A 13,582-nucleotide genomic window follows, 5' to 3' on the forward strand; every position below is an offset into this window, starting at 1 on the left:
CAGCATCCCGCTCCCGCCGACGGAGCCATGGAGAAAGCGCTCATGAACCGGACACTCATTGCACTACCCCTCGCGCTGTCGTCGCTGCTCGCCGCGGGCTGCGGCCACTCCGAGCAGGAGTGGAAGTCGCAGCTCGACAAGTACAACCAGCTCCAGAACCGGAGCCAGAAGAGGGAGGCCGAGCTCGAGAAGGAGCTCGCCGACGCGAAGCAGCGCGTCGAGGAGCTCGAGAAGAAGCTCGCGGACCAGGGCGCCGACATCTCGAAGATGAGCTCGACGCTGGAGGACCGCGAGAAGGCGCTGGCCGAGTACAAGGCGCGCGCGAAGCAGCTCGAGGCGATCCAGGCGCGGTTCGACCTGCTCCGGAAGAAGCTCGAGGAGCTCGTCAAGCTCGGCCTGGAGGTCCAGGTCCGCAGGAACCGGATGGTCATCTCGCTGCCCGGCGACGTCCTGTTCGACTCGGGCAAGGACACGCTCAGCAAGGACGGCCAGCAGATCCTGAAGAAGATCTCGGACGTCATCCGGGGCGACAAATCGCTCGTGGACCGCGACTACCAGGTCGCCGGGCACACCGACAGCCAGCCGTACAAGAGCGGCCCGTTCCAGGACAACTGGGGGCTGTCGCTGATGCGCGCCCGCGCCGTGCTGCTGTTCCTGATCGGCAAGGAGGGCCAGCTGCCGACGAGGCACTGGAGCGCGGCAGGGTTCGCGGACACGGACCCGATCGCGAGCAACAACACGCCGGCCGGCAAGCAGAAGAACCGCCGGTGCGACCTGATCGTGCTGCCGGACGTCGACGAAATGCTCGACCTGACGAAGCTCGCCACGAAGTAAGCGCCGACAAGCGACGGACCCGGGACGCCGACAGCGGGGTGCCTCGTCGTGCGCGACGGGCTCACCCGCATCGTCCGGCGTTCCGCGGCGTACGTTCGCCTTTCGCGTACGCCTCACCCGCCCCGCGCAAGGTGCGCGACCCCCTCTACAGCGGTTTCCGCCCACCTCTGCACCATGCCGAGCAGAGCGGCGGTCACCCGCACAGGAGACGGGCCCAGATCGACGTTTTCGGCGCGCAAGCGCACTCCGGTGCGCTGAGCACCGAAAACGTCGAGGTGGGCCCGTATCCGAAGCGGGTGACCGCCGCTCTAGAGCGGGGAGCAGGTCCGAGGTGCACGCTGCTTGCATCCCCATGGCGGGAGGGCAGCAAGGATGCGACCCTGCGGACTCGACCTTCGAGAGCGCATCGTCAAGGCGTACGAGAATGGGGCAGGATCGGTACGCGACCTGGCCGAGCAGTTCGAAGTCGCACCGAAAACCGTGCAGTCCTATCTCACGCTCTACCGGACGACCGGCAGCGTTGCGCCGCGTCCTCGCGCCAACGGGCCGCGACCGAGGATCGACGGGCAAGCCCTGGATGACCTGAGGTCGCTCGTGGCGACGTCCTCCGACGCGACCCTGGACGATTTGGCTGACCAGCTCGCGCGCCGTGATCACATCGTAGCCAGCCGCCATACCGTCGGCCGGGCGTTGCGGCGGCTGAACATCACCCGGAAAAAAAAGCGCTCCACGCAGCCGAGCGCGACACGGAAGGTGTGACAGCGGCTCGCAAGGCCTTCGCGAAGAAGCTCGCTCGACTCGATCCACAAGAGCTGGTTTTTATTGACGAATTTGGGACCAATCTGGGTATGACACGGAGGTACGCATGGGCGCCACGGGGAGTCCGTGCCCACGGTGCGGTGCCGATCAACACCGACCCCACGATCACGCTCACGATCGGGCTGGCCCTCGATGGTGCCGTCGCTCCCTTCGCGTTCGAAGGCACGACGGACGGCGTAGCCTTCCGCGCGTACGTCGAGGGACAGCTCGTCCCGGCGCTGAGGCCAGGCCAAGTCGTCATCGCAGACAACCTCGGGTCGCACCGCACGCGGGGCGTTCGCGAAGCGATCGAAGGTGCTGGCGCGAAGCTGATGTACCTGCCGCCCTACTCCCCGGACTTTTCTCCGGTCGAGAATTGTGGTTCCAAGATCAAAGAGTCGATCCGAGCGGATGCGCCTCGATCGCCCTCAGCCGTCTACAAGTCGATGGGACATGCGATCGGCGCGATCACTCCGGTGGACGCTCGCGGCTGGTTCAACCACTGCGGGTACTGTATCCCTCGGACCTGCTCCCCGCTCTAGATGGGGCGCTTCCATGCCCGCGATGGCGCGCTGCGCAGCGTCGAGCAGCGCGGCGCCTCCGGCGTACCGTCCCGGATGATGGCCGAGAACCATGCGGCCGAGCCGCGCTCGACCAGGGCCAGCGCCTCGCTCCCCCGCTCCACGGAGAGCGCGAGATCGCCGCGCCACACCTGGGCCTCCGCCTGGACCCAGCGCAGCCTGCCGGCGGTGTCCCCGGCCGCGCCGCAGCCGATGCCCCGGTCAGCCCGCATGATCGCCACGCCGAGCTCTCCGCCGCGCAGCGCCTCCTCCGCCGCACGCAGGTACGCCTCCGCCGCACGCGCTGGAGCCCCGCCGATCTCGAAGTGCTCCGCCAGCACCATCGCGTCCGCCCCGCCGGCCCGCGCCAGCCAGTCGCCCGCAAGGCCGTGCCCGACGCGGCGGTCGCGCTCGGTCAGCATGCCGTAGGCGGCCTCCCGCACCAGCGCGTGCCGGAACTCGTACTCCACTTCGCCCGCGATCCGCGCCTCGCGCCGCCGCACCAGGAGCTCCTGCCGCGTCAGCTCGGCGAGCGGCTGCGCCACCGGCGCGCCGCCCACCAGGGCCGCGACTGCGCCCTCCCACGATGTCTCGCCGAACACGCTCGCCGCACGCAGCACCCGCCGCTCCTCCACGCCCAGCGCCTCCAGCCGCGCCTGCACCATCGCGAGCACCGTCTCCGGGATGCCCTCGCTCCGGCCCTCGGCCACCGCGCGGATCTGCTCCTCCAGCACGAACGCGTTGCCCTCGGCGCGCGCAAGCAGCTCGTCCACCTGCACCGCGCTCACGCTTTCGCCGAGCACCTCTCGCACCAGCCGCTCGCTCGCGCGCCGGGGCAGCGGCGCCAGGCGCAGCCGTAGCCGCAGCCCGATCCGCCGGCCCCAGAGCTCGGGAAACAGCTCGTCCACCTCGGGACGCGCGAGCGCCAGCACCAGCAGCGGCAGGTCCCTCGCGTGCTGGAGCGCCGCGTCGATCAGCCTCACCGTCGGCAGGTCGCCCCAGTGCAGATCCTCCAGCACCAGCAGCACCGGCTGCCGCTGGCACTCGGCCCGAACAAAGTCCTCGAACGCCTGGCGGATGCGGTCCCCCATCAGCACCGGGCTCTGCCGCGCCGCCTTCAGCGGCACATCGCCTTCGTCAGGGAAGGGCGCCCCCACCAGCTCGCCGAGGAACGCCGCGACGTGCGGCCCCTTGCTCCCGAGCCCGTCGAGCCGCTCGACCCGGGCCAGCACCTTGCTCCGCCGCACCTCCAGCGCCTCGCCATCAAGAATGCCCATGGCACGGCGCAGCGCCTGCGCGAGCAGGCCGAAGGCCGAGCCGGCGGCCATCGGATCGGCCCTGCCGATCCAGATCTCGGCGCCCTCGCGCTGCTCCTTCACGGTGCGGAGGAACTCCCAGGCGAGGCGCGACTTGCCCACGCCCGCGGCCCCCACGACGACCACGGCGCTCGCCGAAGGCTCGTCCACGCAATGACGCCACTCGGCCGCGAGCTGCGAGAGCTCTCGCTCGCGCCCCACGCACGGCGTCGGCTTCCCAAGGAGCCTCGGCACCGTGTCCGGCTCCTCCTTCCGGCCGAGCAGCCAGCACCCATCCAGACCCGAGACGGTCTCGAAGCGGCTCGCGAGCAGGCTGGCCGTCGCGCTGTCGAGCCGGATACCCCCGGACGGCGGGCCGTCGCGCCCGGCGATGAGCTGGGCCACGCGATCGACGAGCTCGCCGACTGGCAGCCTCCCCTCGATCTCCGCCAGCCCTGTCGCGACCGCCATGGGCGCGCCGCCAAGCACCGTCCGGAGCGCGAACGCGCAATGGGCCGCTCGCACCGCGAGGTCCGTCGGCGACTCGGCGCCCGACAGCGCGACGAGCAGCCAGCGCGATTGCAGCAGATCGAGGCTCCCGCCGTGGCACGCCGCGATGTCCCGCAGCGCCTGGGCCCGCGCGACGCCGTCGGCCTCCGACAGCGTGGCGCCGGCCTCATCGCTGCCGTTGGCGGCCAGGATGACGCACATGACCCGCCGCTCCGACGTCGTGATCTCCTCGCCGGGCGCGCGCGGCGCCGCGACCGCGCCCCCTACCGCGGCGAGGCCCTCGCCGACGAAGGCGACGAGCTCCGCTGCGACGGCGGCACCGTCGCGCGGCCGGCGCTCCGCCGACTTCGACAGCATCCGGGCCACGAGGCGATCGAGCGGCGCGGGGATGTCGCCGCGCAGCTCCCCGAGCCGCGGCGGCTCTTCCAGCACGACCTTCACGAGGAGCGACAGCACGTTGTTGCCCAGGAATGGCCGGCGCCCCGCGAGGCACGCGAACAGGATGCACCCGAGCGCGAACACATCCGCACGGGCATCGACAGGCGCCTCGCCGCTCGCCTGCTCCGGGGCCATGTACCCGGGCGTTCCGAGGATCGCTCCGGGCGCCGTCAGGCTCCGCGTGAGCTGGATATCGCGCGCGATGCCGAAGTCGAGCAGCGTGGCTCGCTCGACCGCGCCGCCCACCAGCATCAGGTTGCCAGGCTTCAGGTCACGGTGGACGATGCCATGCCGGTGGACCGCGCCCAGCGTCGTCGCCACCTGCGCCACCAGGGTCACGCTCTCGGCGACGGAGAGCGGTCCGTCGGCGAGCCGCTGCTCCAGCGTGACGCCCTCGAGCCACTCCATCGCCAGGTACGGCTGTCCTGCTCCCGTCGTCCCGTGCGCCACGTACTGCACGACCCCGGGTAGCCGGAGCATCAGCAGCGCCTCCGCCTCCCGCGCGAACCGGCGCAGGTCGCGCACGCTCGCGCTCTGCAGCACCTTGAGCGCCACCGCCTCCCCCGACCGCCGGTCCCGCGCGCGATAGACGTCCCCCATCCCGCCGGATCCGGCGAGCCGCTCGATCTCGAACCGATCCTCGACCACGTCCAAAGCGCGCATTGGGTCAGCGATGTCGTTCACACGGGCCACTGGCCACGGCCCTCACCCGCAGGATCACGGTGCCCCGCCGGAAGAAAAAATAGAATTTACACCACTTTAAACCCAGCGTGCGGTCTACCTTGGGCGCCTGGATCGCCGAGCGACCACGACGCGTTCTGATGCCCGGGCGTCCGGGGACATTCGCGAGCAGCGCGTTCTGGTGCCCGGGCCCCGAGCTCCTCGTCCACCGCGCAGAGCCGCGCCGCCGCTCACCACGCCGCGCCCGTCGGGCAGGAACGCGCAGTCCATGACGAATCCGCTGTGCCCCCTGTCTCATCGACGGTCGCCGCCGCCGGGCGAACGCAGCGGACATCACAGCGCTGGCTTCGAGCACATGGCTCACTCAGGGGGTTTCCGTTTCCGTCTGCCGATCTCCATGAAACCCAGCCTCGACTCCGCACCGTGGTGCTCGAGCGTGGACACGGAGCGAGTCTGCCGATGCGGTGACCGCCGCGCGAGACGGTGTTTACGCAGCAGTTACGTTTCGACGTCAGCGGCCGAGGGCTCTTGCTTCCGTCCGGCCTTCAACCCTATGTCGGTGACCAGATGCCCCGCACCGGATCGCATCTGGCTGTCTCTACCCGAGCCACCTGACGGACCCGATCTCGTCGATCTCGCAGTCGTCAACGTCTGCAGTTCCCGTGGATTACCATCCAGCACCCGATCGAAGCGGCACCACGCCGGTTGTACGACGTGCGCGTGGCGGATCGAGCTTTGAATTCGTGAAAAGCTCGCTTCCCATCAACCCTCGATGACGCTGGAAGCGCTCCATGAGGGGCTTGACATGGACGAGAGCCTCACGTCCCCCACGCCGCAACCGCGGTCTTTCTTCACGGAGAATCACCTATGATGGTACGAACGCATTGGGATGTGTTGATTGTCGACGATGACCCCGACATGCTGGCCATCTCGCGCCTCGCCCTCAAGCACGTCCGGGTCTTCGGCATCCCGCTCAAGGTTCACGAGTGCACGAACAAGGCCGACGCCATCAAATTTCTGAAGGCGACCGCCGAGCTCTCGGACCTGTCGGTCGCGCTCATCGACGTGGTCATGGAGACCGAGCACGCGGGCCTCGACGTCTGCAAGTTCATCCGTGAGGACATGAACAACCGGGTCACCCCGATCGTGGTGCGCACGGGCCAGCCGGGCAAGGCGCCGGAGCGCGAGGTGATCGAGCGCTACGACATCTCGACGTACCTGACCAAGGTCGAGGCGACGAACGAGAAGCTGCACGCGACGGTGGTCAACGCCGTGCGCCACCACGAGTTCGTTCGCTTCAACGAGGGCTTCTTCATGTTCATGGCCCAGTTCATCCCGGTGAGCGAGACCCGTGAGCGCATCGTACGCGGCGTCCCGGAGGTCATCAGCTCGGTCCTGCGCCGCCGCGACGGCTCGCCCCTGGAATACTATGGGTGCCACTTCTGCCTCCTGATCGATGGCGACGCGATCGCCATTGGCAAATTCGCCGGCCAGGAGGCCGAGGCGCGCGCCTTGCGCGATCGGCTGTCCAGGGAGCCCTCGCAGGTGATCAACCACAACGGCGACCGGTTCATGCACGCGGGCAATCACGTGCTCATATCGCGCGCCGCCACCGCCGACACACCGGCCTTCGACCTGGTCGGCGAGACCAACTACAATCCCATGCCCGACTACACGGTGCGCATGTGGGCCACGTTCGCCCAATGCATCTCCGACCTGATCCTCGTGGCCGAAAGGCGGCGCTGAGCCGCGCGCCGGTGTGCCGGCCGAGCGTCCCGGCGCGGCGTCCGGAGGCTCGGCCGGCTCTCGAGGTTGGACCGAGCCCCCGCCCCCCTTCGCGTGAAGGATCGCCATGAGCACCGGTTGGAACATCCTTGTCGTCGATGATGAAGAGGATGTGCACACAATCACGCAGATAGCGCTCAAGCGGAGGCTCTGGCGCCAGAGGCCCTTCCACTTGACGAGCACGCGCAGCGCCGCGCAGGCGCTCGCGACGCTGCGCTCGCCCGACTGCCCGTCCTTCAATGTGGCCCTGATCGACGTGGTCATGGAGACCCCGACCGCTGGGCTCGAGCTGTGCCGGTACATCCGCGCGAACTGCCCGAGCTCACTGCGCATCGTGCTGCGCACGGGCCAGCCCGGCTCGGCGTTCGAAGACTCGGTGCTCAACGAGTACGACATCGACTACTACCTGTCCAAGCCCGAGGTCACCGCCGAGAAGCTCTTCGCGGTGATACGGGCTTGCCTGCGCAGCTCGCAGGACATCTCGACCTTGATGGCGTTCGGCCGGCAGCTGCGCAACTTCACCCGGGCGCTGCAAAGCGTCACGTCGGTGCGCGATCTGCTCGTGTTCATGGACGAAGCGTTGGGCTTCCTCGAGGCGAAGCACGACGCCGGCATCGTGTTCGTGCACGACATGCGGGCGGCCGAGCCGCAGGGCGTGGACACGTCGCTGCGGCACGGCGCCGCGCCGCCCCCGGTGCTCGCCGCGATCGAGGCGATGTTCGCGCGCGGGGTGCCCTCGTTCACGCTGCAGCGTGGCGACGAGCTCGGCCTGCCGCCGAACACCGCGCTGATGTCCTTCAGCCTGCCGGCCCAGGCCGATTTGCCGACGGTGCAGGGCGGGCTTTACATGGCGATGAGCGCGGGCGCGCTCTCGGCCACGGCGTCGGTCGACATCGCCAGCGACGCGCGCATCTTCCTCGAGAACTGGGTCATCGCCCACAGCACCCTCCGGCTGCAGCAGCAGGTGGCCGCCGATCGGATACTCCGCGAGAAAATGTACGTCGAGCGGCTCGAGGGCATCGCCCACATGGTCGCGAGCATGTCGCACGAGATCAACACGCCCCTCGGCGTCGCCACCGCCGCCAACTCGATGATCCAGATGCTGGTGAGACAGCTGCGCTCGGCCGAGGGCGCAGAGGCCGAGGGCCTCGACGCCGACCTCAACGAGGCCTGCGCGCTGCTCTCGAAGAACATCCTCCGGGCCCACAACCTGATCAAGAGCTTCAAGCAGCTCTCGGTGGGACAGCTGACCGACCGGCGCGTGAAGGTCGACGTGACCACGGTGGTGCGCGACTGCATCGACAGCTTGTCGCCCGAGTTCCGGGCCAAGAAGATCGAGGTGACGACCACCGCGACGGCCGGCGAAGAGCTCACCTGGGACGGCTTCCCCGGGCACCTATCGCAGGTGTTGATCAACCTGTTCCAGAACTCCGCGCGCTACGCCTACCCCGACGTCCAAGGGGGCACGATCGACGTCCGCGTCGAGCGTGTCGTGGACAACCGGGGGATCTTCCTGCGGATCGCGGTGCGCGATCATGGGCCGGGCGTGGCGCCTGCGGTGCGCAAGAGGCTCTTCCAGCCCTTCGTCACCACCGGCATCGGCCAGGGTGGCACGGGGCTCGGGCTGGCCATCGTCCACAACATCGTCGTCAACGTGCTGAAGGGGCGCATCGAGCTCGAAGACCCCGAGGGCGGCGGCTCGCGTTTCGTCATCGAGCTGCCCGCGGTGGTGCCGCTGCGCGACGACGAGCCCTCGTCCGAGGCCTGAGCGGCAGGCGTCCCCCGCGCAGAGGAACGCGCGAGGTGTCCAGATGGGCATCAGCGTGTCCCGATGGGCGCCGGCGTGTCCTGATGGGAGGCTGGCATGTCCTGATGGGCGCCTGCATGTCCTGATGGGCGCCTGGCATGTCCTGATGGCCCCGAGGATGTCCAGATGACCGCCGCACCTGTCCAGATGGCCCCCGCGCATGTCCAGATGGCCGCGCGGTCAACGCCCGAGCCCCGCGGAACGCACCCCGCTTGGCCTCGACCTCAACCGGCGAGTCGGCTCCGAAGAGTTGCGCGCCAGCGGCGCCCTGCGTCTTTCTCCACGCCCGTACGCCCCATCGCGCCACCGAGTCGCCGTCGTACTGCTGCGCGGGGCACCGCTGGCGCTCCGATGACGTTCATGGTGCACCGGGACATGACATGTGAGCAGGGTGCATCCGTCTCGGCCAGCACACGATCATCAGCTGCCGAGCCACTGCCGCGCGAGCTCGAGCGTGCGGGCGTTGTCCGGCACGTCGCGGAGGAAGCGCTCGCGCCAGGTCGAGTCGCTGAGCTTCTCGGCGCGCGCGAGCAACGCAGCCCTGGCCGACGCGATCGCGACCTCGGCCTCGGAGCGCCTGTTGCTCGCAGCGAGCGCCTCGGCATAGGTCAAGCGGACGAGCGACTCGCCCTCTTCCAGCGTGCCGAACTCTGCCAACCGCGAGCTCGCCTCGGCAGCAGCCCGCATCGCCTCGTCGGTGCGCCCGAGCCGGAGCAGCGTGCGCGCGAGGACGGAGAAGGCCTGCACGCCGAGCGTCGGCGCGCTCTCGAAGAGCGCGATGGAGGCGCGCGCCTCGCGCTCGGCGGCCTCGACATCGTCCATGGCGAGGGCGATCTTCGCCAGGTAGCAGCGAGCGAAGAGCTCCGTGCGCACCATGCCCGCTCCCTGGCTCGACGCGACCGCCTCCTCGGCGAGCACGCGCCCCTCGGCGAGCCGCCCGCGGTACCCGAGGACCTGCGCGAGGTTGGCCTGCGCGCTGAACTTCGCCTCGTCCAGGTGCATCCGGTCGGCCGCCTCCACAGCTGTCCGCAGCATCGATTGGGCCGTCTCGAAATCGCCGAGCTCCGTGCACGTGGAGCCCAGGCACGCCCGGATGCTGCACGCGTTGCGACGATCGCCAGCCTGCTCGAAGGCGAGCAACGCGGCTTCCAGGCTGACAGCGCCGGCGCCTAGATCGCCGGTGCAGATCGCGTAAGCCGAGCGCGCTTCATGGAGGTGCGCGACCACCTCGAACTCTCGCGCTTCCATGTCCGCGAGGGCGCGCTGGACCCCATCGAGCAACGCGGCGCCTTGGGTGTACCGCCCCCCCACCGACAGCACGATCGTACCCGCAGACAGGCAGCGGAGCTTCGCGCTCTGCGCGTCGTCCGAAGCGGCCATGTCCACCGCCTCGGTCATCCAGCGTTCGACCTCGTCCAGCCGCCCCAGCTTGGACGCGGCCCATACCAGGGGGGTCATGGCCGAGAACCACGCTGCCGAGCCGCGCTCCACCAGGGCCAGCGCCTCGCTCCCCCGCTCCACGGAGAGCGCGAGATCGCCGCGCCACACATGGGCCTCCGCCTGGACCCAGCGCAGCCTGCCCGCGGCCTCGCCGGCCACGTCGCAGCCGATACCCCGGTCGGCGCGCGCGATCGCCGCTTCGAGATCGCCACCGCGGAGCGCCCCCTCCGCCGCGCGCAGGTACGCCTCCGCCGCACGCGCTGGAGCCCCGCCGATCTCGAAGTGCTCCGCCAGCACCATCGCGTCCGCCCCGCCGGCCCGCGCCAGCCAATCGCCCGCAAGGCTGTGCCCAACGCGGCGGTCGCGCTCGGTCAGCATGCCATAGGCCGCTTCCCGCACCAGCGCGTGCCGGAACTCGTATTCCACCTCGCCCGCGATCCGCGCCTCGCGCCGCCGCACCAGCAGCTCCCGCCGCGCCAGCTCCGCGAGCGGCTGCGCCACAGGCGTGTTGCCCACCAGCGCAGCCACCGCACCTTCCCACGACGTCTCGCCGAACACGCTCGCCGCGCGCAGCACCCGCCGCTCCTCCACGCCCAGCGCCTCCAGCCGCGCCTGCACCATCGCAAGCGCCGTCTCCGGCATGCCCTCACCACGGCCCTCGGCTACCGCGCGGATCTGCTCCTCCAGTACGAACGCGTTGCCCTCGGCGCGCGCCAGCAGCTCGTCCACCTGCGCTGCGCTCACGCCGTCGCCCAGCACCTCCCGCACGAGCCGCTCACTCGCGCGCCGGGGCAGCGCCCCGAGCCGCAGCCGAAGCCCGACCCGCTGGCGCCAGAGCTCTGGAAACAGCTCGTCCACCTCGGGGCGCGCGAGCGCCAGCACCAGCAGCGGCAAGTCCCTCGCGTGCTGGAGCGCCGCGTCGATCAGCCGCACCGTCGGCAGGTCGCCCCAGTGCAGATCCTCCAGCACCAGCAGCACTGGCTGCCGCTGGCACTCGGCCCGAACGAAGTCCTCGAACGCCTGGCGGATCCGATCCCCCATCAGCACCGGGCTCTGGCGAGCCGCCTGCAACTGCACATCGCCCTCGTCGGGGAAGGGCGCCCCCACCAGCTCACCGAGGAACGCCGCGACGTGCGACCCCTTGCTCCCGAGCCCGTCGAGCCGTTCGACCCGGGCCAGCACCTTGCTCCGCCGCACCTCCAGCGCCTCGCCGTCGAGGATGTGCATGGCGCGGCGGAGCGCCTGGGCAACGAGGCCGAACGCGGAGCCGGCCGCCATCGGATCCGCCCTGCCGATCCAGACCTCGGCGGCCTCGCGCTGCTCCTTGATGGCGCGCAAGAACTCCCACGCGAGGCGCGACTTGCCCATGCCCGCGGCCCCCACGACGACCACCGCGCTCGCGGCGGGCTCGTCCACGCAATGGCGCCACTCGGCCGCGAGCTGGGAGAGCTCGCGCTCGCGCCCCACGCACGGCGTCGGCTTCCCGAGCAGCCTCGGCACCGTGTCCGGCTCCTCCTTCCGGCCGCGAAGCCAGCACCCGTCCAACCCCTGGACGGTCTCGAAGCGGCTCGCGAGCAGGCTTGCCGTCGCGCTGTCGAGCCGGATACCCCTGGATGCTGGGCCGTCGCGCCCGACGATCAGCTGGGCCACGCGATCGACGAGCTCGCCGACTGGCAGCCTCCCCTCGATCTCCGCCAGCCCTGTCGCGACCGACATGGGTGCGCCGCCAAGCACCGTCCGGAGCGCGAGCGCGCAATGGGCCGCTCGCACCGCGAGGTCCGTCGGCGACTCGGCGCCCGACAGCGCGATGAGCAGCCACTTCGACTGCAGGAAATCGAGGCTCCCGCCGTGGCGCGCAGCGATGTCCCGCAGCGCCTGGGCCCGCGCGGCGCCATCGGCCTCCGACAGCGTGGCGTCGGTCTCCTCGCTGCCGCTGGCGGCCAGGATGACGCACATGACCCGCCGCTCCGACGTCGTGATCTCCTCGCCGGGCGCGCGCGGCGCCGCAACCGCGCTCCTTCCTGCGGCGAGCCCCTCGTCGGCGCCGGCGAAGGCGGCGAGCTCCGCTGCGACGGCGGCGCCGTCGCGCGGCCGGTGCTCCGCCGACTTCGACAGCATCCGGGCCACGAGGCGATCGAGCGGCTCGGGGATGCCGTCACGCAGCTCCCCGAGCCGCGGCGGCTCTTCCAGCACGACCTTCACGAGGAGCGACAGCACGTTGTCGCCCAGGAACGGCTGGCGCCCCGCGAGGCACTCGAACAGCACGCATCCGAGCGCGAACACGTCGACACGGGCGTCGATGGCCGAGTCACCGCGCGCCTGCTCGGGGGCCATGTACCCGGGCGTTCCAAGGATCGCTCCGGGCGCCGTCAGGCTCCGTGTGAGCCAGATCTCGTGCGCGACGCCGAAGTCGAGCAGCGTCGCTCGCTCCACCGCGCCGCCCACCAGCATCAGGTTGCTCGGCTTCAGGTCGCGGTGGATGATGCCCTGCTGGTGGACCGCGCCGAGCGTCGTCGCCACCTGCGCCGCCAGGGTCACGCTCTCCGCCATGGACAGCGGTCCTTGAGCGAGCCTCTCTTCCAGCGTCACGCCGTCCAGCCACTCCATCGCCAGGTATGGCTGTCCTGCGCCCGTCGTCCCGTGCGCCACGTACCGCACCACCCCGGGCAGCCGGAGCGTGACCAGAACCTCCGCCTCCCGTGCAAACCGGCGCAGATCGCCCTCGCTCGCGCTGTGCAGCACCTTGAGCGCGACCGCCTCCCCCGACCGCCGGTCCCGCGCGCGATAGACCTCCCCCATCCCGCCACTTCCGGCGAACCGCTCGATCTCGAACCGTTCCTCGAGCACGTCCAAATCGCGCATTGCAGCTGCAATGTAGTTCACGCGAGCCCCGGGGTGCCTGCTTCTCGCGCGCGACCGGCGCAGGTCACCACAAAACCGAGGTAATTTTCATCATCCGAGCGTTGGATTCCTGTCGATGCCCCAGACGCCGCATGTCCCGGGATACCGCAACGCTCTCACGTCCCTCAGCAAAAGCGCACCACCTGGCCCCCACCGTCCGCCAGCACCGCCCGCTCCACGAGCTCGTGCGCCCCCGCCCGCACCGCCGCGAGCACGTCCCCCAGCGCCGGCTTCAGCCGCGCCAGCGTCGCCGCGTTCGCCCCCAGCGCCAGATCCGTCACCACGCGCCCCACGCTCGCGCCGAGCTCGCTCTTCCGTTTGTTGACTGCCGCCATCGCCGCAGCCGCCAGCTCCAGGAGCCCCGCGTCCGCCGGCGCCGCGACCTCCGCGAAATCCCCCGCCGCAGGCCACTTCGCCCGGTGGATCGACCGCTGCCCCGTCCCCTCCGCGTACACCCAGGCCCAGACCTCATCGGTGATGTGCGGAAGCACCGGCGGGTCCGATGACGTTCGTGGTGCACCGGGACATGGCAT

At 70.4% G+C, this 13,582-nt stretch carries 8 protein-coding genes; 5 read left to right on the plus strand and 3 right to left on the minus strand.

Translation table 11 applies throughout. The features are described from left to right. Window positions 1–42: 42 nt before the first annotated feature. From WME79_RS28620 to WME79_RS28630, 3 genes are all read left to right on the plus strand, one after another. Complete coding sequence (locus WME79_RS28620) at window positions 43–834, plus strand: OmpA family protein (protein ID WP_012237759.1); 792 nt, start codon at window positions 43–45, stop codon at window positions 832–834. Window positions 835–1,206: 372 nt separating this feature from the next. Further along, window positions 1,207–1,593 (plus strand): helix-turn-helix domain-containing protein, encoded by a 387-nt coding sequence (locus WME79_RS28625; RefSeq protein ID WP_437521135.1) that lies wholly within the window; start codon window positions 1,207–1,209, stop codon window positions 1,591–1,593. Next, window positions 1,590–2,174 (plus strand): IS630 family transposase, encoded by a 585-nt coding sequence (locus WME79_RS28630; RefSeq protein WP_437521138.1) that lies wholly within the window; start codon window positions 1,590–1,592, stop codon window positions 2,172–2,174. The genes WME79_RS28625 and WME79_RS28630 overlap by 4 nt, the downstream gene beginning before the upstream one ends. On the opposite strand, the gene WME79_RS28635 is transcribed toward WME79_RS28630, so the two are convergent. Further along, the gene (locus WME79_RS28635) at window positions 2,171–5,098 is read right to left on the minus strand and encodes a protein kinase domain-containing protein (RefSeq protein WP_437521141.1); all 2,928 of its coding nucleotides are present in this window, start codon (window positions 5,096–5,098) and stop codon (window positions 2,171–2,173) included. The two genes, WME79_RS28630 and WME79_RS28635, sit on opposite strands and share 4 nt — an antisense overlap. A gap of 885 nt (window positions 5,099–5,983) precedes the next feature. Here WME79_RS28635 and WME79_RS28640 point away from each other — a divergent pair. Together WME79_RS28640 and WME79_RS28645 are read left to right on the plus strand one after the other, a co-directional pair. Next, window positions 5,984–6,862: a response regulator gene (locus tag WME79_RS28640; protein WP_437521144.1), complete on the plus strand. Its 879-nt coding sequence runs from the start codon at window positions 5,984–5,986 to the stop codon at window positions 6,860–6,862. A 106-nt stretch (window positions 6,863–6,968) separates the two neighbouring features. Then, complete coding sequence (locus WME79_RS28645) at window positions 6,969–8,669, plus strand: ATP-binding protein (RefSeq protein WP_437521147.1); 1,701 nt, start codon at window positions 6,969–6,971, stop codon at window positions 8,667–8,669. 459 nt (window positions 8,670–9,128) lie between these two features. Here WME79_RS28645 and WME79_RS28650 read toward each other — a convergent pair whose 3' ends face one another. Together WME79_RS28650 and WME79_RS28655 are read right to left on the minus strand one after the other, a co-directional pair. Next, window positions 9,129–13,010, minus strand: coding sequence for a protein kinase domain-containing protein (locus WME79_RS28650; RefSeq protein ID WP_437521150.1), 3,882 nt, complete (start codon window positions 13,008–13,010; stop codon window positions 9,129–9,131). 164 nt (window positions 13,011–13,174) lie between these two features. After that, the gene (locus WME79_RS28655) at window positions 13,175–13,540 is read right to left on the minus strand and encodes a hypothetical protein (RefSeq protein WP_437521152.1); all 366 of its coding nucleotides are present in this window, start codon (window positions 13,538–13,540) and stop codon (window positions 13,175–13,177) included. Between the last annotated feature and the right edge of the window lie 42 nt (window positions 13,541–13,582).

This window comes from Sorangium sp. So ce726 (assembly GCF_051521405.1).
GTDB lineage: Bacteria > Myxococcota_A > Polyangia > Polyangiales > Polyangiaceae > Sorangium.